16 protein-coding genes are annotated in these 22,004 nt (G+C 63.5%); 8 read left to right on the forward strand and 8 right to left on the reverse strand.

Features of this window, described 5'->3' with window-relative positions:
• Window positions 1–11: 11 nt before the first annotated feature.
• Window positions 12–473 (reverse strand): MerR family transcriptional regulator, encoded by a 462-nt coding sequence (locus NKI67_RS18960; RefSeq protein ID WP_023677331.1) that lies wholly within the window; start codon window positions 471–473, stop codon window positions 12–14.
• A gap of 552 nt (window positions 474–1,025) precedes the next feature.
• On the opposite strand from NKI67_RS18960, the gene NKI67_RS18965 reads away from it, so the two are divergent.
• From NKI67_RS18965 to NKI67_RS18980, 4 genes are all read left to right on the forward strand, one after another.
• Complete coding sequence (locus NKI67_RS18965; RefSeq protein ID WP_352646410.1) at window positions 1,026–4,886, forward strand: peptidoglycan-binding protein; 3,861 nt, start codon at window positions 1,026–1,028, stop codon at window positions 4,884–4,886.
• 192 nt (window positions 4,887–5,078) lie between these two features.
• Window positions 5,079–6,002, forward strand: coding sequence for a sulfite exporter TauE/SafE family protein (locus tag NKI67_RS18970; RefSeq protein WP_023676949.1), 924 nt, complete (start codon window positions 5,079–5,081; stop codon window positions 6,000–6,002).
• Window positions 6,002–6,793: a TIGR02186 family protein gene (locus tag NKI67_RS18975; RefSeq protein WP_352589111.1), complete on the forward strand. Its 792-nt coding sequence runs from the start codon at window positions 6,002–6,004 to the stop codon at window positions 6,791–6,793. The genes NKI67_RS18970 and NKI67_RS18975 overlap by 1 nt, the downstream gene beginning before the upstream one ends.
• A 108-nt stretch (window positions 6,794–6,901) precedes the next feature.
• Complete coding sequence (locus NKI67_RS18980) at window positions 6,902–8,158, forward strand: Hsp70 family protein (RefSeq protein WP_023676947.1); 1,257 nt, start codon at window positions 6,902–6,904, stop codon at window positions 8,156–8,158.
• Between the two features lie 5 nt (window positions 8,159–8,163).
• Here the strand turns inward: NKI67_RS18980 and NKI67_RS18985 are convergent, their stop codons facing one another.
• Window positions 8,164–9,066 carry a LysR substrate-binding domain-containing protein gene (locus NKI67_RS18985; RefSeq protein ID WP_023676946.1) on the reverse strand — a complete coding sequence of 301 codons (903 nt, stop codon included), beginning with the start codon at window positions 9,064–9,066 and terminating at the stop codon, window positions 8,164–8,166.
• Window positions 9,067–9,345: 279 nt separating this feature from the next.
• Between NKI67_RS18985 and NKI67_RS18990 the strand changes: the two genes are divergently transcribed.
• The 3 genes from NKI67_RS18990 to NKI67_RS19000 are packed head-to-tail and all read left to right on the forward strand — an operon-like array spanning window position 9,346 to window position 13,954.
• Entirely contained in the window at window positions 9,346–12,276 is a 2,931-nt protein-coding gene (locus NKI67_RS18990; protein ID WP_352646412.1) for a molybdopterin oxidoreductase family protein, read from the forward strand.
• A complete protein-coding gene (locus tag NKI67_RS18995) occupies window positions 12,273–13,007 on the forward strand; it encodes a 4Fe-4S dicluster domain-containing protein (protein ID WP_023676944.1) in 735 nt (244 codons plus the stop codon). Before NKI67_RS18990 ends, NKI67_RS18995 begins: the two co-directional genes overlap by 4 nt.
• Window positions 13,008–13,018: 11 nt before the next feature.
• A complete protein-coding gene (locus tag NKI67_RS19000) occupies window positions 13,019–13,954 on the forward strand; it encodes a dimethyl sulfoxide reductase anchor subunit family protein (RefSeq protein ID WP_023676943.1) in 936 nt (311 codons plus the stop codon).
• Between the two features lie 2 nt (window positions 13,955–13,956).
• On the opposite strand, the gene pdeM is transcribed toward NKI67_RS19000, so the two are convergent.
• The 5 genes from pdeM to NKI67_RS19025 all read right to left on the reverse strand — a co-directional run bounded on the left by pdeM (window position 13,957) and on the right by NKI67_RS19025 (window position 19,918).
• Window positions 13,957–14,673: a ligase-associated DNA damage response endonuclease PdeM gene (gene pdeM, locus NKI67_RS19005; protein ID WP_023676942.1), complete on the reverse strand. Its 717-nt coding sequence runs from the start codon at window positions 14,671–14,673 to the stop codon at window positions 13,957–13,959.
• Window positions 14,670–17,192: a ligase-associated DNA damage response DEXH box helicase gene (locus tag NKI67_RS19010; protein WP_023676941.1), complete on the reverse strand. Its 2,523-nt coding sequence runs from the start codon at window positions 17,190–17,192 to the stop codon at window positions 14,670–14,672. Before NKI67_RS19010 ends, pdeM begins: the two co-directional genes overlap by 4 nt.
• 67 nt (window positions 17,193–17,259) lie before the next feature.
• Entirely contained in the window at window positions 17,260–18,171 is a 912-nt protein-coding gene (locus NKI67_RS19015; RefSeq protein ID WP_084641121.1) for a C40 family peptidase, read from the reverse strand.
• Window positions 18,134–18,484: a MarR family winged helix-turn-helix transcriptional regulator gene (locus NKI67_RS19020; RefSeq protein ID WP_023676939.1), complete on the reverse strand. Its 351-nt coding sequence runs from the start codon at window positions 18,482–18,484 to the stop codon at window positions 18,134–18,136. Before NKI67_RS19020 ends, NKI67_RS19015 begins: the two co-directional genes overlap by 38 nt.
• 69 nt (window positions 18,485–18,553) lie before the next feature.
• Window positions 18,554–19,918 carry a leucyl aminopeptidase family protein gene (locus NKI67_RS19025; protein ID WP_023676938.1) on the reverse strand — a complete coding sequence of 455 codons (1,365 nt, stop codon included), beginning with the start codon at window positions 19,916–19,918 and terminating at the stop codon, window positions 18,554–18,556.
• Window positions 19,919–20,040: 122 nt separating this feature from the next.
• On the opposite strand from NKI67_RS19025, the gene NKI67_RS19030 reads away from it, so the two are divergent.
• Window positions 20,041–20,862: a tetratricopeptide repeat protein gene (locus tag NKI67_RS19030; protein ID WP_023676937.1), complete on the forward strand. Its 822-nt coding sequence runs from the start codon at window positions 20,041–20,043 to the stop codon at window positions 20,860–20,862.
• 116 nt (window positions 20,863–20,978) lie between these two features.
• Here NKI67_RS19030 and NKI67_RS19035 read toward each other — a convergent pair whose 3' ends face one another.
• Window positions 20,979–21,995 (reverse strand): type II secretion system F family protein, encoded by a 1,017-nt coding sequence (locus tag NKI67_RS19035; RefSeq protein WP_023676936.1) that lies wholly within the window; start codon window positions 21,993–21,995, stop codon window positions 20,979–20,981.
• Window positions 21,996–22,004 lie beyond the last annotated feature (9 nt).

Genomic DNA, 22,004 nt, shown 5'->3' on the forward strand with positions numbered 1-22,004 from the left:
GAAAGCTTAGTTTAGCTCGCTACGCTGGCCTGCGGCGTCGAGCGCTCGATCAGCATTTGCCGGACGGTCGACATCGAAGCACTCAGTTCGCTGATGGCGTCGTCGATCAGCGCCCGCTGCTTCTGCAGACGGGCAAGCTGCTTCTCCGACTTGTCGAGCGCCAGCCGCAATTGCTTGGTGTTGGAGCCGTTCGGATCATAGAGGTCCATCATCTGCTTGACGTCGCGCAGCGAGAACCCGACCTTGCGGCCAAGCAGGATCAGCTTCAGCCGGGCCCTGTCGCGGCGTGTATAGAGACGGGTCGAGCCGTCGCGCTGCGGGTTGAGCAGACCCTTGTCCTCATAGAAACGCAGCGTACGCAGCGTCACTCCGTATTTCTTGGCCATTTCGCCGATGCGGACAAGCTCTTCACCGGCTTCGCTCGACATATCGTTGGTGTTGGCCGCGGCTTGGCCGGGCGAAATAAGTTTCATGGTCACTGGCTTTCCCCGTCTGGTGGCGTCGCGGTCGCGGACCTTGCGTCGCCTGAGTGAAAGCGGGGGCGTGCTTCCACTCGTGGTTTCAACAAACAAATCGCAAACGGCGTAATCCGCTCATTTACGTTTACGTCAATTCTATATCGATAGCCGCCTCACCACGCAAGAGCGTTCTGGTCTTGCAACTTTATGCCGCAGCACCAGCGGACAACCTAAAAGGTCGTTGCCGATTTCGGGAGCGATCATGCGGCTGATCAAAATTCTACAACGTCTTTTGCGCGTCCAAAAAAGACACCCGGCGCCGTCGGCGGCCAGCCGACAAAGTTGCAACTTCTTAAGCTTGGTTAACGCGTTGTTTACCACGTTGGGGCGAAATGTGCGCATGTCGGTTACCCGTGTCTATCCTGTACTGAATTTTTCACGGTTTTTCGGAGCGCGGATGAGACCCGGGAAGCTCGTCTTCCACTGCAACAAGCCAAGCAGTCGCCTTCGTCCCGGCAGGACTTTGGGAACCTGGTGAAAGCCAGCAATTCTGAAACGGGCGCATTGATGAACAGCAAGCGGTCCTACCTCGATACACTCAACGCCGGCAGGCAACGCCGGCCGCACACGACGCTTGAAGAGCTCAACCGCTCCCTGGAAACTCTGGAGCAGCGGCTGGAGCGGACGCGCGAGGAGACGGCAAGCCACCCCGATCCGCGCCGACCAGCGGCAGAACCACGCTATCCCAGCGCCCAACCCTATGGCCAGCAGCGCCGGTATGAGGATCCACGCGCGCAGCGGCCGAAAGGTCCAGCAGCGGCTTTCGACCAGAATTACCAGGCGATCGCCCGCGATATCGACCGGGTACGCGGCCAGGAGGACAGCGTCGCCCTAGCCGGCAAGATCGCCGGGGAATTGCGCGGCCTGCGCGAAGACTTGCGCCAGCAGATGACCTCCGGCCTGCAACGCGAGTTCGAGGTACTGCGCAAGAATATTGGGCGAGCCTTCCAGTCAAATGGCGGCGGCAAAGGCAGCGCCGAACTCAGCGTCGAATTCGAGCGGCTTTCCGGCGCCATCCAGACACTGGCCGAAAAAAGCGACGACAGAAGCGTCAATATGCTGCGGCTCGAGCTTGAGCAGGTCAAAGCCGCGCTCGATACGCTGGCGCGCGAGGAGAGCGTGCAGGCGGTCGGACGCCGCTGGGACGATTTCGACCGCCGCTGGAACGCTTTCGAGGATCGCGTCGAGGCCGATCAGCGCAAGCGTTCCGATGCACCCGGCCTGTCGGCGCTGACGGAGCGGCTCGAACAGATCAGCAATGCCGTCAGCAATCTGCCGGAATCGCTGTCGCTGCGCTCGCTCGAGGAAAAGGTCCGCACGCTTGCCGGAGCGGTCGACCATTTCGCCCGCCAGCAGGACAATCGCGGCGGCGACACATTCAGTCAGATCGACGAGCGGCTCGACGAGATTTCCCGCGCGATCGTCGCCTCGACGGTTGCCGCGCAAGCCAATTCGTTCGACCCCGAGCCCTTCGAACGCATCGAGAAGCGGATCGATTCACTGGCCCAGCAAATCGAAGAAGTGTCGCAGGATCGTCCGGGTCGGGAGGTCATCGACCGTCTCAACACATTGTCGAGCCGCGTGGATGAACTGGCCGGCCGAGCCAATCTGCCGGAACAGGCGATGGAGCGCCTTGCCAGGCAAGTCGCGCTTATTGCCGACAAGATCGACCACGCGCCTGCCATGCCCGACGCCGACTACATCTTCCAGGGGCTCGAGCAGCGCTTCGACGTGCTGTCCAGCATGATGGAACGTCGCCAGGGCGACGCAATCGAACAAGGCAACATGCTGTTTCGCGACCTTGAGCGCCGGTTGGACGAGGTCGCCGACAGGCTGGACCAGCGCATGCCGCAGGTCGATAGCGCCGGCATTATGGATGCTATCGACGCCCGCTTCACCGCGCTGGCCAAGCGGATTGAGACGCGCGTTCCAGATCCCGCCAACGAGGCGGCGATCCGTGGCCTGGAGAGCCGGCTCGAAGACATCTCAAGCCGGCTGGATTCGTCCGCGGCGCAGGTCGCCAGCATCGACCCGGCGTTGATCCGCAGCCTTGAAGCGCAGGTCGCCGGCCTGACGGCGCATCTTTCCAAGCCCGGCACGCCGCTGCCGGAATTCGACGACATCAGCCCGCGTCTCAACGAAATCGAGAAGTCGCTGGCCGGAACCCGCGATTCCATCCTCGGCGCGGCGCGCGAGGCGGCTGAGAGCGCCGTCCGCTCACTGGCCGGATCAAGCGCCAACACGGCGGCCGTTACCGGCCTCGCCCAGGACCTGAAGACGCTCGAGGCACTGACGCGCCGTTCGGACGAGCGCAATTCGAGAACGTTCGAGGCTATCCACGATACGCTGCTCAAGATCGTTGACAGGCTTGGTTCATTGGAGACGGGCGAACCGGCAAGCGCGGAGTTGAGCAAGCGTTTCGGCCGGCCATCCAAGATCTCGGTGCAGGACGCACCGTCGATGGACCTCGACCAGCCGCTGCCGTTGACGGGCAGCATGGCCGATCTCGACGGCCGCGCCGCGGCGCTCGTGCGCGACGAGCCAGGTCCGCGTACGCCAGCCGAGGCCGCCGCCGCAGCAGCCCTGGCGGCTCTCGGTTCAGACACGACGCGTGAAAAAACCGAGCAAGGCGGCGGCAGGAAATCGATGTTAGGCGGGCTGGCGCGCGCCTTGAAGGGCAAGAAGGACGCCGAGATGCCGCCGCTTGCAGGCTCGGCGCAGAGCGCCGAGATACCGAGCGTCGATCTCGACGAGCCCCTCGACCCCAAGCTCGCCAACCGGCCACTGGAACCCGGCTCCGGCGCACCCGACCTCAGCGCCATCATGAAGCGCGTGCGCGACGAGCGCGGGCAGCCGACCCGGGAAGGCGGCGCTGAGGCGGCGAAATCGGACTTCATCGCGGCAGCCAGACGGGCTGCGCAAGCGGCGGCCGCCGAGGCGGACGCCCTCAAGCGCCAGTCGACGATGAAAGGCCCGGTCAAGGCACTCAGGATCGGCGACCTGCTCAAGGCGCGGCGCAAGCCGATCCTGATGGGGGCAATCGCCATCATGCTGGCGCTTGCCGGCCTGCAACTGGGCAAAGCCTTCTTCTCCGACCCGGTCGAAGTCACCAACAATGAGGCGGCACCGGCCGTGGCCGTACAGCCGGTGGAAACCGCTTTGGCCAGCGTTGCCAGCGAGCCGAAGGCGGACGCGCAGACGACAACACAGGAGAGCGCGCCGTCGCCCACCGTCAGGCAGGCAGAGCCATCCGCATCGATGACCAAGGACGACACGGCGGCGCAAACCGGCCCCGCTACACCGGCAGCCGAGACATCGACGGCGCCCTCGGCTTCCGCGGCGCCTGCTGACCTGGCGGCGCAAGACACCGCGGCCGCAGTGCCCGCGCCGGCAGCGGCGACGGCCAGCGACGCCGAGCCAATGGCTGCCGCGCCTGCTATAGCCACCACTGCGACGCAGGACACGACCGGCACGGTGCCGCCGGCGGATGCTGCCGCGGCAGGCGTTGCCAAGATCGACGTTCCGGCCGATGCGGGTCCGGCCGCCCTGCGCGATGCAGCGGCCGGCGGCGACGCCAAGGCGCTGTTCGAGATCGGCTCGCGCTACGCCGAGTCTCGCGGCGTCAAAGAAGACATGGCGGCGGCGGCCAAATGGTATGAGAAAGCTGCCGAACTCGGTTTCGTACCGGCAGAATACCGCATCGGCAATTTCTACGAGAAGGGCGTCGGCGTCGCACGCGACATCAAGAAAGCGAAAACCTGGTACCAGCTTGCCGCAGCGCAGGGCAATGCCAGCGCGATGCACAATCTTGCCGTGCTGTTTGCGATGGCGACGGATGGCGTGACCGACAATGAATCGGCAGCGCGCTGGTTCCAGGCGGCGGCGGATCTCGGTGTCAAGGATAGCCAGTTCAATCTCGGCATCCTCGCGGCGAAGGGCGTCGGCATGAAGCAGAACCTCGAGGAGAGCTACAAATGGTTCGCACTCGTCGCCAAGACCGGCGACAAGGATGCGGCGGCCAAGCGCGACGAGATCGCCAAGGCGCTGAGGCCCGACCAGCTGGAGCGTGCGCGGGCCGCGGCTGAACTGTGGAAGGCCAAGCCGCTCGATCCAGCCGCCAATTCGGCCGACGTTCCTGAATCGTGGCAGGACGGCACACCGCAGACGACCGCCGGCATCGACATGAAGAAAGCGGTCCAGAACATCCAGCGCATTCTCAACAAGAACGGCTACGAGGCCGGCAATCCCGACGGCATGATGGGCCAGAAAACCAAGAACGCGATCATGGCCTTCCAGGCCGACAACGATATGAAGGCAACCGGCGCGATCGACGAAAAGCTGGTCAAGGCGCTGCTTGCGCGTAAATAACGGCGGATGCGTCGTTTCCGCGACGCCTTTGCCACAGATTTGCCTGTTAACTGATTGAGTTGTTTTTTGTTTCGGCGGTGCTGCGAAGTTTGACTTCACGGCCCGGCCGGCGCAAGAACGAGATAGCCTTCTGACGCAAAAATGCCCGCAACGGTTGCATTCGCCAGGAGGCAAACTGATCGAGACTGACGGGTGGGCATCTATCTCCCGATCGCGGAAATTTCCGTCAACATCTTCGTGCTGCTGGCCATGGGTGCGGCGGTGGGTTTCCTGTCGGGCATGTTCGGCGTGGGCGGCGGCTTTCTCATTACGCCGCTGCTGATCTTCTACAACATACCGCCGGCAATCGCGGTCGCCACCGGCGCCAACCAGGTCATCGCTTCCTCCTTCTCCGGCGCCCTGTCGCACATGAAGCGCGGCACGCTCGATTTCAAGCTCGGCGGCGTGCTTTTAGCCGGCGGCATCGTCGGCTCGACCGGTGGTATCTATGTCTTTGCGCTCCTGCGCCGGCTCGGCCAGCTCGACCTGTTCATCTCGCTGCTCTACGTCGTGCTGCTCGGCACCGTCGGCGGACTGATGCTGGTCGAGAGCGTCAATGCGCTGCGCGCCACTCGCAGCGGCGCCGCACCGGTGTTGAAGAAATCCGGCCAGCATAATTGGATCCACCGCCTGCCGCTGAAGATGCGGTTCAGGGCCTCGAAGCTCTTCGTCAGCGTCATTCCGGTGCTTGGGCTGGGCGCGGCGATTGGCTTCCTGTCCTCGATCATGGGCGTCGGCGGCGGCTTCATCATGGTGCCGGCCCTGATCTACCTTTTGAAGGTGCCGACCAACGTCGTCATCGGCACCTCGCTGTTCCAGATCATCTTCACCTCGGCTTACACCACGCTGGTCCACGCCACCACCAACCAGACGGTCGACGTCATGCTCGCCTTCCTGTTGATGGCAGGCGGCGTCGCCGGCGCGCAATATGGCGCCAAGGCTGGTCAGAGGCTGCGGGGCGAGCAACTCAGGGCGCTGCTGGCGCTGCTCGTGCTGGCGGTAGCCATCCGGCTTGCCATCGATCTTTTCGTCACGCCGCCCAATCTCTATTCTCTGTCCGGCGTGGGCCTGAGCTGATGGCCGGCCTAAGGACGCTCGCGGCCGCCGCCTTGCTGTCGCTGCTGGCTGCTGCGCCATCGGCGAAGGCGCAGGCGCCACTAACCGAAAACATCCAGATCGGCCTTTCCACCGACAATGTCTCGATTACCGCCGGCTTTTCCGGCGCCGACCTGACCATTTTCGGCTCGCTGGAAAATGCCGATCCGCTTGTCGCGCGGCAAGGGCGCTACGACGTGATCGTCGTGCTGGAAGGCCCGGCTCGGCCGGTCGTCGTGCGCCGCAAGGACCGGGTGCTCGGCGTCTGGGTCAATCTGGAGTCGGAGACCTTCAAAAACGTACCTGTCTCCTATTCGGTGGCGACGACGCGGCCGCTGCAGGACGTCACCGATCCGAACAGCTACAAGCAGCTGTCGCTTGGCGCCTCCAACCTCTATTTGCAGCCCGCCGACGCGGAGGACAGCCCGGCGACAATCGAGGAGTTCACCGCCGCGCTGCGCGAACGCAAGGCGGCGACCGGCCTCTACAGCGAGAATGTCGGCGGTGTGCAGTTTCTGTCGCAGAACCTGTTCCGCGCCACCGTCAGGCTCGCCCCAAACGTTCCGGTCGGCACCCATAAGGCCCGCGCCTTCCTGTTCAAGAGCGGCTTGTTCATCAAGGAAAGCTCCGCCCAGCTCGAAATCCGCAAGTCCGGTTTCGAACAGTCGATCTTCCGCGTCGCGCACGACTATTCCTTCCTCTATGGTGTCTTTGCCGTATCGCTGGCCATGCTGACCGGCTGGCTCGGAAGACTGGTGTTCAGGAAAGACTGAACTCTCGTAAAAGTGGTTTCCCTTTCCGAGGGTATGGGTTAGACCGCGACCCCCGGCCCGACCGGATACGAGCTGCTGCTCCCCAAATCAGAACTACAGGAACGCACGATGCGACCAGCATTTGCCGGTATCGACTTCGGCACTTCGAATTCCACCGTGAGCGTGGTCAGGAACGGGCAGCCGCGGCTGGTGGCGTTGGAAGACGGCCAGGTCACGCTGCCCAGTGCGGTATTCTTCAATTTCGAGGACAACCTCACCTATTTCGGGCGACGCGCCATTGCCAACTATACGGACAGTATCGAAGGCCGCCTGATGCGCTCGCTGAAGAGCGTGCTCGGCAGCTCGCTCGCTCACGAAAAGACGCGCATCAAGGTGCGCTCGATCGGCTTCATGGAAATTGTCGGCCTATTTGTCGGCCACCTGAAAAAGAAGCTGGAAGAAGAAGCCCATGACGCGGTCGACAGCGTCGTGCTGGGACGGCCCGTGCAGTTCGTCGACGACGATGCCGAGGCCGATGCGAAGGCGGAGCACCAACTCGAAAACGCCGCTCGCGCCCAAGGCTTCAAACATATCGCCTTCCAATTCGAGCCGATCGCGGCGGCACTCGATTACGAACAGAAGGTGACGCGCGAGGAACTGGCGCTGATCGTCGACATGGGCGGCGGCACGTCCGACTTCTCGATCGTGCGGGTCTCGCCCGAGCGCGCCCGCTCGCTCGACCGCAAGGACGACATACTGGCCAGCCGCGGCATCCACATCGGCGGCACCGATTTCGACCGGCTGCTGAGCATCGCCCATGTAATGCCGCAGCTCGGTTATTTGACGCCAACCAAGGACGGCAAGCGCAATCTGCCGGCGAGCTACTTCATCGAGCTGGCGACATGGCAGCGCATCAACCTGGTCTACACAGCGAGGGCGATGACGCATCTGCGCCAGATCCGCTACGAGGCGGAGCGCCCGGACCTGGTCGAGCGCTTCATCCACATCGTCGAGCATCGTTACGGCCATGCGCTGGCGGCGCTGGTCGAAAAGGCCAAGATCGAGCTGACGGACCGATCGTCGGCCGATGTCGAGGTCGCGCTGCCCGAGGTGAGGTTCACGGCAGAAATCACGCGCAAGGGTCTCGAAGCCACCATAGTCAGGGACATTGAGCGTGTTGCGGCTACGGTCGAGCAGACCATCCGCGACGCACAGGTGAAGGCCTCGGACATCACCGCGGTGTTCCTGACCGGCGGATCGACCGCGATCCCGCTGGCCAGGCAGCAGATCCTGGCGCTGGTGCCGCAGGCGTCGGTAATCGAAGGCGATGTGTTCGGCTCGGTCGGGCTTGGACTGGCGCTCGACGCGCAGCGGAAGTTCGGCTGATCGGCTTAAAGCGGCGCGGATCTCTCAGCTTTGCCGCCAAGATGCGCCTTGAGCGCCATCTGGGCCAGGCTTGGCTGCCGGTCGCGATGCGTGATCATGGCAAATTCGCGCTTCGGCAGATCGACCGGCACAGAACGCAGGCTGCCTTCGGCGACCGCGCGGGCGACGACGAGTTCCGAGATGATGCTGGCGCCGGCGCCGGCCTCGACCGCCTGGCGAATAGCCTCATTGCTCGGCAATACCAGGAATATCTGCAGGTCCGCGAACGAAACCCCGTCGCGTCGGGCAAGGTCCTCCAGCGCCTCGCGTGTGCCCGACCCGCCTTCGCGAATGATCCAGCGAAGCCCGCCAAGGTCGGGATGTCCAGGCGAAACTTCCGCGATCTCAGGGTGCGAGCGCGCCACGACCAGCATCATGCGATCGATATCGACCTTGGCACGCCGCAAAATGTCGGATTCGGTGCGCCCCTCGACCAGGCCAAAATCGGCTGCGCCATCAAGTACATTGGTCTCGACCTGCCTGGTGTTGCCAATGCTCACACTCAGCCTGACGGCAGGATAGGCTTCGTGGAAAGAGGCGAGCCGGCGCGGCAGCCAATAGCTGGCGATGGTCTGGCTGGCAGCTATCGAGAGACTGCCTGATATCGTCTGCGAGACATGCTCCAGCACATTGTGGGCCGCCGCAGCCCGCTCGAGGACCGCCTTGGCTTCGGGCAAGAATCGGCGTCCGGTCTCGGCGAGCTCGATGTTGCGGCCGACGCGGTTGAACAACTGGACGCCATGCTGCTGTTCGAGCGAGCGGATCGCGGCGGATGCGGCCGACTGTGAGATGCCCAGCAACTCGGCCGCTTTGGTCATGTGCGCCCGTTCGGCGACGGCGACGAAGATCCGCAACTGGTCCAGGGTCATTCCGATACTAAGAAGCAAATCCGATTGGAATTACAAGAGCAAGTTGTTAGACGGATCGGTCGCTTTGTTCTAAATTTTGGCCCGAAATTGGAAAAAAGTCGCGCCAGAGCAGTCGAGGGTAGAATTGGTGGGGCGGTTCAAATCCGTGTTTGCGCACTGGACCCGCAGCCTGCGGCGGCGGCTCTTGGGTGAACGCTATCGGCCGGAAGAGCATTACATGCGCGGCCCAGGCCCGAAGACGAGAGCCAAGTTCGCGGAGCGCAAGAGCATCACCGGATCATGACCAACAACCTGCTGCGCGGAGCCAATTCGGCACCATCACAACGGCCGCTTGCCGATACGCGCGCGCCCGCTGAACGCGACGGCGTCGATACTTCGCCTGATGTCTCCGACAGCATCGCCAAGACCACCTGCTATATGTGCGCCTGCCGCTGCGGCATCGACGTCCATATCAAGGACGGCAAGGTTCGGTACATCAACGGCAACAAGGATCATCCGGTCAATCGCGGCGTGCTGTGCGGCAAAGGCAGCGCCGGCATCATGCAGCATTACAGCCCGGCCCGGCTGACGAAACCATTGCTGCGCACCGGACTGCGCGGCTCGGGCGAGTTCCGCGAGATCGAGTGGGAGGAAGCTTTGTCGATCGCGACAGAACGGCTTTCGAACATCCGCCAGACCGATCCGAAGAAACTCGCCTTCTTCACCGGGCGCGACCAGTCGCAATCGCTGACCGGCTGGTGGGCGAGCCAGTTCGGCACGCCGAACTTCGCCGCCCATGGCGGTTTCTGCTCGGTGAACATGGCAGCCGGCGGCCTCTACACGATTGGCGGCTCGTTCTGGGAGTTCGGCGAGCCCGACTGGGACAACACCAAATATTTCATGCTGTTCGGGGTTGCCGAAGACCATGATTCCAATCCGATCAAGATCGGACTCGGCAAGCTCAAGGCGCGCGGCGCCAAGGTGGTTTCAATCAATCCCTGCCGCACCGGCTATAATGCAATTGCCGACGACTGGATCGGCATCCGGCCCGGCACCGACGGCCTGTTCGTATTCGCCCTCATCCATGAATTGCTGAAGGCTGGCCGCATCGATCTCGAGTACCTCTTGCGGTTCACCAATGCCCACATCCTGGTCGTTCAGGAGCCTGGAGCTGTCGATGACGGGCTGTTCATGCGCAATGGCGACGGCAATCCGCTGGCTTGGGACAGGGTGGCGAAGACGCCTGTCAATGCCAGCGATGCCGACGCGAAGCCCGCATTGACCGGCAGCGTTCTCGTCGACGGCCGCCGCTGCGTGCCGGTCTTCCAACTCGTCGCCGACCGTTATCTGGACGAGAGCTATTCACCGGACGCCGTCACTGACCGGTGCGGCATCTCCGCCGACACCATCCGACGCATTGCCGCAGAACTCGCTCATGTCGCCTTCGAACAGCAAATCGAACTGCCGGTGGCCTGGACGGACTGGGCCGGCCGCCGGCACGAGACCATCAAGGGTCGGCCGGTGTCGATGCATGCGATGCGCGGCATCTCGGCCCATTCGAACGGATTTCACACTTGCCGCGCCATTCATCTGCTTCAGGTGCTTCTCGGCACGGTGGACGTGCCGGGCGGCTTCCGCTTCAAACCGCCTTATCCGCGGTCCGCGCCGCCGGGTCCAAAGCCCGCCGGCAAGAATGTGAAGCCGATGACACCACTCGAAGGCATGCCGCTCGGCTTCGTCTGCGGGCCGGAAGACCTGCTGATCGACGGAGGCGGCAAACCGATCCGTATCGACAAGGCATACTCCTGGGACGCGCCGCTGGCCGCCCATGGGCTCATGCACACGGTTATCCGCAACGCCTGGGCCGGGGATCCCTACACGATTGACACTCTGTTCATGTACATGTCCAACATGGCTTGGAACTCGTCGATGAACACCGTCGAGACGATGGCAATGCTGACCGATATCGATGCGTCAGGTGAGCACAAGATCCCGTTCATCATCTATTCCGACGCTTATTATTCCGAGACCGTACCTTTTGCCGATCTGGTGCTGCCGGACACGACCTATCTCGAGCGTCATGACTGTATCAGTCTGCTCGACCGGCCGATCAGCCACGCCGACGGTCCGGGCGACGCTATCCGCCATCCCGTTGTCGAGCCGGATCGCGACGTCAGGCCGTTCCAGACGGTTCTGATCGAACTCGGCGCGCGGCTCGGTCTGCCGGGCTTCGTTCATGACGACGGCTCCGCCAAATACCGCGACTATGCCGACTACATCGTCAATCACGAGCGCACGCCAGGTGTCGGTCCGCTCGCCGGCTGGCGCGGCAAGGACGGGGCCTCGGTCGGCAAGGGCGAGGTCAATCCCGACCAGTTGCAGCGCTACATCGATAATGGCGGCTTCTGGCACCAGGATTTCGCCGCCGATCAGCGCTACTACAAGATGGCCAACCGCTCGTATCTCGAATTCGCTGAGAGCATGGGCTTCATGCCGAAGGCCGAGCCGATCGTCTTCCAACTCTATTCGGAGCCGATGCAGCGCTTTCGCCTTGCGGCGCGCGGCCATGGCGGGGTGCTGCCGCCGGAGGCGGAGCGCAGCCGTATCGAGACCTATATGGATCCGCTGCCGTTCTGGTACGCGCCCTTCGAAGAGGCTGCCGTCGATAGCCAAGCCTATCCGCTCCACGCGCTGACGCAGCGGCCGATGCACATGTACCATTCCTGGGGCGGGCAGAATGCGTGGCTAAGGCAGATCACCAGCCAGAACCGGCTGTTCGTGCACAATCGGACCGCCGCCAGCCTCGGGCTTGTCGATGATGACTGGGTGTGGATCGAGAGCATCAACGGCAAGGTCAAAGGACAGATCAAGCTGGTCGACGGCGTCAACGCCAATACGGTGTGGACCTGGAATGCGATCGGCAAGCGTCGCGGCAGCTGGGGGCTGAAGGATGAGGCGGCCGAATCCAATCGCGGCTTTCTACTCAACCACATCATCGGCGACCAGACCTCTGCCGATGCGAATGGCAAACACTATTCGAATTCCGATCCTGTCACCGGCCAGGCGGCATGGTTCGACCTGCGCGTGCGCATCGTCAAATGCGCAGACGAGGAAGCAGGCTTCACCGAACCGCAGTTCGAGCGGTTCCGACAGCCGCCGCATTTTGAACCCCCGCCCGATAAGCTTAGTTTCGGCGCCGAATTCCGTCGGGAAAGAGAAGCTGCCAAATGACTTGCCTTCCCACCCACACCGACAAGAAGCTCGGCCTTGTCATCGATCTCGACACCTGCGTCGGCTGCCAGGCCTGCGTTACCGCCTGCAAGGAATGGAACACCGGCGGCCACATGGCGCCGCTGACCGACATCGACCCCTATGGCGGCAATGTCGACGGCGTCTGGTTCAACCGCGTGCACAGTTATGAGCACATGACCGAGATGGGTGGGCGCACGGTCAATTTCCCACGCTCCTGCCTGCACTGCGAGACGCCGGCGTGCGTCACGGTCTGCCCGACCGGCGCCTCCTACAAGCGGGCGTCGGATGGCATCGTGCTGGTCGACGAGGACAAATGCATCGGCTGCAAACTGTGCAGCTGGGCCTGTCCCTACGGAGCGCGCGAATTCGACACCAATGTCGGCGTGATGAAGAAATGCACGTTGTGCGTCGACCGCATCTACAACGACAATCTGGCGGAAGAAGATCGCGTGCCCGCCTGCGTCGCTGCTTGCCCGACCAGCGCGCGGCATTTTGGCGATCTGGGCGATCCGGCATCCGCTATCTCGCAACTGGTGGCCGAGCGCGGCGGTGTCGATCTGATGCCGGAAATGGGCTATAAGCCGACCAACAAATATCTGCCGCCACGTGCCCACACCACCCGCGCCGCATCGGTGCCGGCGCCAGCGCTTGAAGCGGTGCAGGCTGAAGGCGGCTTCCTCGGCTGGGTCGACCGCATGCTTTCGAACTGACCCGTGCCTTCATGCATCCAGCCTTCTCCGTCGTCTTTTTCACCACGGCCACGGGCGCCGGTTACGGCCTGCTCGCGCTGCTTGGCGTGCTCGCCGGACAGGGCTTTATCCCGCCCGATTTCTGGCTTGGCCTCACCGGCATGGGGCTGGCGCTTGGCCTGATCTCGACAGGCCTGCTGTCGTCGGCCGGCCATCTCGGCCGGCCCGAACGCGCCTGGCGTGCCTTCTCGCAATGGCGTAGCTCATGGCTGTCGCGCGAAGGTGTTGCCTCGGTCGCCACCTTCGTGCCGGCGGGGTTGTTCGGTATTGGCTGGGTGGTCCTCGGCCGTACGAGCGGCTGGGCGGCTGTCGCCGGGCTGCTCGCTGCCATCGGCGCGGTCGCAACCGTCTGCACCACCGGCATGATCTACGCGTCGTTGAAGCCGATTGCCCAGTGGCACAGCCGCTTCACCCTGCCCGCCTACCTGGTCTTTTCGGCGATGACCGGCAGCGTACTGCTCAACGCCCTGCTGCAGGGATTTGCCGCAGGCTCGAATATGCTTCTGGCGGCTGCCCTGTTGCTGACCGCGCTCGGCTGGGGTTTGAAGCTGGCGACCTGGCGATACAATGACAGGCTGGAGATCCCGACCAATGCCAACACCGCAACCGGGCTTTCCGGCGGCACGGTGCGGTCGCTGGAATGGCCGCATACCGAGGAAAACTATCTGCTCAAGGAGATGGGCTTTCGCATTGCGCGCAAGCACAGCGCTAAACTCCGCCAGATCACGCAGGTGCTGGCCTTTGCTTTGCCCGCGTTGCTGCTGGTCGCGGCGTTCGCCTTGCCGTGGCCCTATGCGGCAGCACTGTCGATACTCGCCGCAATCGCCCAACTCGCCGGAATGCTGGTCGAGCGCTGGCTGTTCTTCGCCGAGGCCAAGCACACGGTCACTTTGTACTACGGCAGGTAGGTTCAGCCCGGCCTGAGCATCGCGTGGGAAATCGCGAAAATGCGCTCTGTGCCAAGCATATAGGCCATCAGCGTTTCGCGGCGGAACAGCCCGGCATAGGCGCGATCGAGCACGTTGAGCGAGCCGGTATAGGCGCCGAAAGCCGGCATGATCATGCGGCCGCCATCGCCGGCAAAGCAACGACGCCGCACCGAACGGCCTTGCTGCACGATGCGGGCGCAAGGATGCAGGTGGCCTGATATCTCGCCTTCCACTCTCACCGCCGAAGGCTCGTGCCGGAAGAGTAGCGAGCCTATGGCCAGCTCGCGCACGGTCTCGCCTGGCAAGTCGGCCGGCGCTTCTGGATCATGATTGCCGGCGACCCAGAACCAGTCGCGCCCGACCATCAGCCCTTCCAGCCTTTGGCGAAAGCTCGCGTGCATACGTGCGGCGCCGCCGCCATCGTGAAAACTGTCGCCCAGGCTGATAACGATCGCAGGCTGATAATCGGCGATCACCGCCTGTAGCCGGAGCAACGTCGCACCGGTGTCGTAAGGTGGGACCAGCGTGCCGCGCCTGGCCAGTGATGAGCCTTTTTCCAGATGCAGGTCGGATACGGTCAGAAGCCGGAATTCGGGAAAATAGAGCACGCCGCGACGGTCGCAGATCGCGCGTTCGCCGGCGATACGGACAGCGCCCGCATCCGCCAGAGGCGCAGCCATGGCCAGCGCGACAGTCATTTCGTCCCCATGGCCTCCTCGACCAGCGTGGCTGCATCCATCAGCAGCGTGTCATCGGCCTCGCCGTGCACCGGCATTTTGCCGATCTCGAGCATGATCGGCACGGCGAGCGGCGATATCTGCTCGAGGTTCTTATGCATGATTCGACCTTGGACGCGCGAGAGCATCTCGGCAAGTCTGCTGACATCCAAGAGACCGGTCGCGGCATCGGCACGCGTCGCCTGCAAAAGGATATGGTCGGGCTCGTGGCTGCGCAGCACGTCGTAGATGAGATCCGTCGACACGGTTACCTGGCGGCCGCTCTTCTCCTGCCCCGGGTGGCGTTTCTCGATCAATCCCGAGATCAGCGCGCAATTGCGAAAGGTGCGCTTCAACAACCAACTGCCGGCGAGCCAGGCTTCGAGGTCGTCGCCCAGCATGTCCTGATCGAATAGCGCAGCCAGCGACGGTTTCTTCGCCCTGAACATATGGCCCATATCGGCCAGCGACCATATGGCAAGCGCATAGTCGGTGGCGACGAAGCCGAGCGGCTTGGCTCCCCCCCTGTCGAGGCGGCGGGTGAGCAGCATGCCGAGCGTCTGGTGCGCCAGCCTGCCCTCGAACGGATAGGCCACCAGATAGTGGCGGTTGCCGCGCTGAAAGGTCTCGATCAGCAGATCGTCGCGTTTCGGCAGCACCGACTTGTCGGCCTGGAAGCGTAGCCAGTCGGCGACCTGCTCCGGCAGCTTCTTCCAGCGCTGCGGATCGTCCAGCATGGCGCGGACCTGTTCGGCCAGGTACGTCGAAAGCGGGAATTTGCCACCACCGTAATACGGCACCTTGGCGTCGCTGCCGGGTGCATTCGAGACAAAGCACTCATTCTCGCGGATACCTTCGAAGCGCAGCACCTTGCCGGCGAACATGAAGGTGTCGCCATGCGTCAGCGTTTCGAGGAACGCCTCCTCGATCTTGCCCAGAACCCGGCCGCCACGCGAAGCCGCGCCTCTGCTGCCGGCCTGGACGTAGCGGACGTTGAGCGCCGGCACTTCGATGATGGTGCCGACGTTGAGCCGGTATTGCTGGGCGACGCGAGGATTTGAGACCCGCCACAGTCCGTCCTTGTTCAACCGGATGCGGGCATAGCGCTCGTAGTTCTTTAGCGCATAGCCGCCAGTGGCGACGAAATCGATGACGCGATCGAATGTCGGGCGATCGAGATCGGCATAGGGTGCTGCCGTCCGCACCTCCTCGAACAGCGCATCGGCATGGAACGGCGCACCGCAGGCACAGCCCAGCACGTGCTGCGCCAGGACGTCGAGCCCGCCATCGACCAGCGGCGGCGTATCCTGGGCACCGAGATAATTGGCGTCGAGCGCCGCCCTGCATTCCAGCACCTCGAAGCGGTTGGCCGGTATCAGGATCGCCTTGGACGGCTCGTCCATACGGTGGTTGGCACGGCCGATGCGCTGCGCCAGCCGGCTGGCACCTTTCGGCGCGCCGACATGGACGACCAGGTCGACATCGCCCCAGTCGATGCCGAGGTCGAGCGTCGACGTGGCGACGATGGCGCGCAGGGCGTTCTCGCCCATTGCCTTTTCGACACGCCGGCGCTGCGCGACGTCGAGGGAGCCGTGATGCAGCGCGATCGGCAAGGTCTCCTCGTTGACCCGCCACAACTCCTGGAACAGCAACTCCGCCTGGCTGCGCGTGTTGACGAACAGCAGGGTTGTCTTGTGGCGCTTGATCTCGTTGTAGATTTCCGGCGTTGCGTAGCGGGCCGAATGTCCCGCCCACGGCACGCGCTCCTCCGAATCGAGAATGGAGATGTCGGGCTTGGCGCCGCCAGTGACGACGATCAGTTCGGCCATCGGCCCCGGTGGATTCTGGCTGACCAGCCAGCGCCGCAATTCGTCAGGCTCGGCGACCGTCGCCGACAGGCCTATCGTCTGCAGGGCGGGCATAAACGAGCGCAGCCGGGCCAGCCCGAGCGACAGGAGATGCCCGCGCTTCGAGGTCACCAGCGAATGCAATTCGTCGAGCACGACATAGCGCAGGTCCTCGAAGAAGCGCCTGGCATCGGGCGCGGCAATCAGCAGCGCCAATTGCTCGGGCGTGGTCAGGAGAATGTCGGGCGGCGCCAGCTTCTGCCGCTGGCGCTTGTGTGCGGGCGTGTCGCCGGTGCGCGTCTCGACGGTGACCGGCAGCCCGATTTCTGCGACGGGTTTGCCGAGATTGCGCTCGATGTCGACGGCCAGCGCCTTCAGCGGCGAGATGTAGAGTGTGTGGATGCCTCGATGCGCCTGCCCCGGCCTTCTCCTCGGCCGGCCGGCCAGTTCGGTCAGCGATGGCAAGAACCCGGCCAGCGTCTTGCCGGCGCCGGTCGGGGCGATTAGTAATACCGACCGGCCGCCCTGGGCTTTGGCCAGCAAATCGATCTGGTGGGCGCGCGGCGACCAGCCCTTTTCTTCAAACCATTTGACAAATGGCTCGGGCAGGACGACGGCGGCATTCTGTTCGGCAAGGCGCGGCTGCTCTGTCACGCGCCAGACGTAGCGCGGCGGCGCGCAATCGCCAAGCAGAATCAGAACAAAAGGTGATCGATTCGCGTTACGGCCGGCGAAACCCGGTCGGTCCGCCATAGAGATAGCCGATACGGGCGACCGCCTCCCTCAGTCCTTCACGCGACACCAGCATGGTGTGGCCGTTGGCGTGGATCATGGTCTCCGGATCCGTCATGATCGCGACGTGGCCTTTCCAGAAGACCAGGTCGCCGCGCCGCAACCCGGCAAAATCCGGCCCGAGGTCGAGCGGTTCACCGACGGTCGCCGCCTGCATGTCGGTGTCGCGCAGCACTTGCCTGCCAGCCATGTGCATTGCAAGTTGCACGAGACCGGAACAATCGATGCCGAAGCCGGAAACGCCGCCCCATAGATAGGGCGTGCCGAGAAACGCCTCGGCGACCGCGACGTAGTCGGGGGCAACCTCGGCGACAGGCCTGAGATGGTCAGATATGACCGCCTCGCCGGATGGCAGCAGAGCATAGTACGTGCGGCGTGTTTCAGCCGCGCCTTTCACTGTTACCGCTGACCCCATCGAGAGCTCCCCGCTCACCGGGAACCGCAAATCCGGTCCCGGATAGAGGAAAGTGCGCGGCACCGAGACAACATGCGTGGGTGCATGGTCCCGACCGCCCAGCACAGTGTCGGCGACATAGCCGACATAGCCGTCGCGCTCGGCCTGTATCCAGGCCCAGCCCTCAACGTCCTCGAAGACGAGGACGTCTTCGCCGAACAGAAGCTGGGTATCGACGCCGGCATCCGGGCGCGGAGCCTTGCGGACATCGGCCGCGGAGGCTGATATGCGAGCCGGCCGGCCGGCGACGAAACGGTCGGCGGCGACCTCGCCTGTCAGCCTGGCGTCGGCGAGATCGGAGCGGAAGGCATGGAGGCGGGCATCCCTGGCGGTCAAATCGGCAACTCGTTCAAATGGGCAACTCTTGGGCTCTGGCAATGATAACATCGCCAAAGCGCTCGACAAAGAGCGCGCCTTCGACTGTGCGCCTGACCAGCACGTTGCGCTTGTCGAGCTCGTCGCGGTGGCGCGACACCAGTTTCAGCGCCCCCATCGTATCGAGCGCACGGGTGATCACCGGCTTGGTGACGTTGAGTCGGGCGGCTAACCCCCGCACCGTGTGCGGCGGCGGATCGAGATAGATGGTGAACAGGATCGCCGTCTGGCGCATAGTGAGATCGGGCGCGTCGTCACGCACCTCGGATAACACCACCTGTTGCCATAGTCGCAAGGCCTGGCTTGGACGCATGATAATCGACATCCGTCCAGCATGACGGAAAATTGTTTCGGTTCCGTTTCAGTCAATACCTTCGTCGGCTATGCCCGAGAATCAGCCGTAGCGGTTCGAAATGACCTGCTCCAGCGCCCGGATGCCTTGCGCTTCGCCACCGGCAAGGCCGTGCGGGCGGTCGAACGGGTTCCAGGCGAAGATGTCGACATGCGCCCAGCCGGCGGTCTTTTCCACGAAGCGCTTCAGGAAAAGCGCCGCGGTGATCGAGCCGGCGAAACCGTCCGACGTGACGTTGTTGATGTTGGCCACCTTCGACGCCAGCTTGGCGTCATAGGGCTTCCACAACGGCATGCGCCATAGCGGATCCTCGACCGCAACGGAGGCGTCCGCCAGCTCGGATGCAAGCGCCTCGTCACCGGTGTAGAACGGCGGCAGGTCGGGACCGAGCGCAACACGGGCAGCGCCTGTCAGCGTCGCCATATCGACCAGCATCTGCGGCTCTTCGTCGTCGGCCAAGGCCAAGGCATCGGCGAGCACCAGCCGTCCTTCGGCGTCGGTGTTGCCGATTTCGACGGTGATGCCCTTGCGGCTCACCAGCACGTCGCCTGGCCGGAAGGCGTTGCCGGCTATCGAATTCTCGACAGCCGGGATGAGCACGCGAAGCCGGACCTTCAGCCCGGTGGCCATGATCATGGAAGCGAGGCCCAGCACGTTGGCAGCGCCGCCCATGTCCTTCTTCATCAAAAGCATGCCCGAGGACGGCTTGATGTCGAGACCGCCTGTATCGAAGCAGACGCCCTTGCCGACCAGCGTTATCCTGGGGGCATTGTTCGGCCCCCAAATCATGTCGATCAGGCGCGGCGCGTCGGCAGAAGCCCGACCGACGGCGTGGATCATCGGAAAGTTGGCGGTAAGAAGATCGTCGCCTTTGGTCACCGATAATTCGGCCTTGTGCGTCGCGGCCAAGGTTCGGGCGGCTTTTTCCAGCTGATCGGGGCCCATATCGCTGGTCGGCGTGTTGACCAGATCGCGCGCCAGGAAAACTCCATTGGCGATGCGGCGGATGCGGGCAATGTCGGTGCCTGCCGGCAGCGCGAGGCGAAGCGTCTTGCCTGGCTTCTTGCCGTAGCGGGTGAAGACATAGCCGCCGAGCGCTACGGCGAGTGCCGTAAGCTCCGGCTTGGCCGGTGCGGACGCAAAATGCCACTCGCCTTCGGGCAAGGCTCTCGCTAGTGCGCCGATGGCCAGTGCGCCCTCGCCATCACCGGTGCCGAACAGGGCTCCGGCAATCGCGCCGTTGTCGCCAGGCACGATCAGCGTCCTGCCGGCCTCGCCGGAAAAGCCGTTGGCCTTGGCCCAGGCGACCGACGATGGCGCAAGGCCCGCCGCCGCCAGAGCATCCTTCGCCACCAGATGGACCGGCAGCGCATTGCTCAATTCTTTCTCGACGAGTTCGACAGGCATTCGCTGGCCTCCGGCTTCCGAGTCGGCGTTTCTTAACTCTCCGTTAGGGTTAACAGAATATTTCTGCGGGAGGAAAGATGACCTCGCAAATGGTCACGCGCATGAACGGAGCCCTGGTGCCGATGCCGACCAACCGCAGGATGAACGCCAGCGCAAATAGGCTGATCAGCACGGCGTTGATGATGGCGCTTGCCGCAGGCGTCGCTGGCTGCGGAACCAGCAAATTGACGACTGGCTCGATTTCTCGTCCAAGCGGCAAGCCGCTGGAAACAATGTCGGCGGGCGAACTGCACAACGCTACGATGGCGCTTGGCCAGTCCTATTCGAAAAACCCCAGCGACAAGCGGATCGCGACAAATTATGCCGCGGCGCTGCAGATGGACGGCGACGCAGACCAATCGCTTGCGGTGATGCGCAAGCTGGCGATCGCCCTGCCGAAGGACCGCGACGTGCTCGCCGCCTATGGCAAGGCGCTTGCCGCCAACGGACAGTTCGAACCGGCTCTCGATGCCGTGCGCCGCGCGCAGACCCCTGAATATCCTGATTGGAAACTGGTGTCGGCGGAAGCTGCCATTCTCGACCAGCTCGGCCAAAAGGACGAGGCGCGCCAAGGCTATCGCAAGGCGTTGGATCTCAGGCCGAACGAACCGTCGATCCTTTCCAATCTCGGCATGTCGTACGTGCTGGAAGGTGATTTGCGCACGGCCGAAACCTATATGCGCTCAGCCGCCCAGCAGCCGAATGCAGATAGCCGCGTCCGCCAGAACCTTGCGCTGGTCGTCGGTCTGCAAGGCCGTTTCGACGAGGCCGAGAAGATCGCCTCGCAAGAGCTGTCGCAGGATCAGGCGCAGGCTAACGTCGCTTACCTTCGCCAGATGCTGGCGCAGCAGAATGCCTGGAGCCAGCTCAAGGACCAGGACAAGGCAAAGCCCGCCACCAACTGACCGCTTCGAGCGCCGAACCGGCGCGCGAATTCCGCAACATGTCTAACGCAAAGAGCCGCGCTGCACCGGCAGCGTGGCTCTGAATCGTATCAGCGTTTCTGGCAACGCCGCTGGCGCTACTCGCTGCTGGATTTCGGCTGGTCGCCAAAGATGCCGCGCTGGCTCACCTGGATGCCGGCGGGACCCAGAATAATGGCGAACAGCACCGGCAGGAAGAACAGGATCATCGGCACGGTGAGCTTCGGCGGCAGCGCGGCCGCCTTCTTCTCGGCGGCATTCATGCGCATGTCGCGGCTCTCACTGGCAAGCACCCGCAACGCATGCGCCACGGGCGTGCCGTAGCGCTCGGCCTGAACCAACGCCTGGGACACCGACCTGACGGATTCCAGGCCAGTTCGGCTTGCAAGGTTCTCGTAGGCCTGCTTGCGCTCCTGCAGATAGGAAAGCTCGGCGTTTGTCAGGATGAATTCTTCCGCCAATGCCACCGATTGCGCGCCGATCTCATCGGCGACCTTGCGAAGCGCCGCTTCCACCGACATGCCGGACTCGACGCATATCAGCAACAGGTCGAGCGCGTCCGGCCACGCCATCTGAATCGATTGCTTGCGCTTGGTAGCGCGGTTGTTGACGTAGAGCACGGGCGCGTAGAATCCCGCATAGGCTACCACGATGCACACGAACAGCTTCACGAAAAGCGGCTGCTCGGGCAATCCGCCGAGCACGAACAGATACATCGCCGCCAATGCAAAGCCGATGAAGGGCAGGACGAGACGGAAGAAAAGGAAGCGCGTCAGCGGATTTTGCCCGCGAAAACCCGCCACTTTCAATTTCTGCAAGGTACCTTCATCCGCCAGCGCACGCCTGAGATCCAGGCGATCGACAATATTGCGCATGCCGACCGACTGTTCTTCGCGCAGGCCCTTGCGGCGGCGGTCGGCTTCGACTGCCAGCCGCGCGCGCTGCTTGGCGCGCAGCTCATCGCGCTCCAGCGCTACGGATTTCATGCGCGCCTTGAGCTGGTTCCCGCCAAAAGCGGGCAGCAGCGTGAAGACGGTCGCAAACACCGCGATACCGACCAGCAGTGCGATCAGCAGGGACGGGTCGGTGAGAGTTCTGATGACGTGATCGGTCATACGCGAGTC

It is taken from the genome of Mesorhizobium sp. M0408, assembly GCF_040321495.1.
Taxonomy (GTDB): domain Bacteria; phylum Pseudomonadota; class Alphaproteobacteria; order Rhizobiales; family Rhizobiaceae; genus Mesorhizobium.

Coding starts and splice junctions, on each gene's coding strand:
- NKI67_RS18985 (WP_023676946.1), bottom strand. CDS start 9,066: ATGACCCTGGACCAGTTGCGGATCTTCGTCGCCGTCGCCGAACGGGCG.
- pdeM (WP_023676942.1), bottom strand. CDS start 14,673: ATGACTGTCGCGCTGGCCATGGCTGCGCCTCTGGCGGATGCGGGCGCT.
- NKI67_RS18980 (WP_023676947.1), top strand. CDS start 6,902: ATGCGACCAGCATTTGCCGGTATCGACTTCGGCACTTCGAATTCCACC.
- NKI67_RS18995 (WP_023676944.1), top strand. CDS start 12,273: ATGACTTGCCTTCCCACCCACACCGACAAGAAGCTCGGCCTTGTCATC.
- NKI67_RS19035 (WP_023676936.1), bottom strand. CDS start 21,995: ATGACCGATCACGTCATCAGAACTCTCACCGACCCGTCCCTGCTGATC.
- NKI67_RS18965 (WP_352646410.1), top strand. CDS start 1,026: ATGAACAGCAAGCGGTCCTACCTCGATACACTCAACGCCGGCAGGCAA.
- NKI67_RS19015 (WP_084641121.1), bottom strand. CDS start 18,171: ATGTTATCATTGCCAGAGCCCAAGAGTTGCCCATTTGAACGAGTTGCC.
- NKI67_RS19020 (WP_023676939.1), bottom strand. CDS start 18,484: ATGTCGATTATCATGCGTCCAAGCCAGGCCTTGCGACTATGGCAACAG.
- NKI67_RS19000 (WP_023676943.1), top strand. CDS start 13,019: ATGCATCCAGCCTTCTCCGTCGTCTTTTTCACCACGGCCACGGGCGCC.
- NKI67_RS18990 (WP_352646412.1), top strand. CDS start 9,346: ATGACCAACAACCTGCTGCGCGGAGCCAATTCGGCACCATCACAACGG.
- NKI67_RS19030 (WP_023676937.1), top strand. CDS start 20,041: ATGCCGACCAACCGCAGGATGAACGCCAGCGCAAATAGGCTGATCAGC.
- NKI67_RS19025 (WP_023676938.1), bottom strand. CDS start 19,918: ATGCCTGTCGAACTCGTCGAGAAAGAATTGAGCAATGCGCTGCCGGTC.
- NKI67_RS18975 (WP_352589111.1), top strand. CDS start 6,002: ATGGCCGGCCTAAGGACGCTCGCGGCCGCCGCCTTGCTGTCGCTGCTG.
- NKI67_RS18960 (WP_023677331.1), bottom strand. CDS start 473: ATGAAACTTATTTCGCCCGGCCAAGCCGCGGCCAACACCAACGATATG.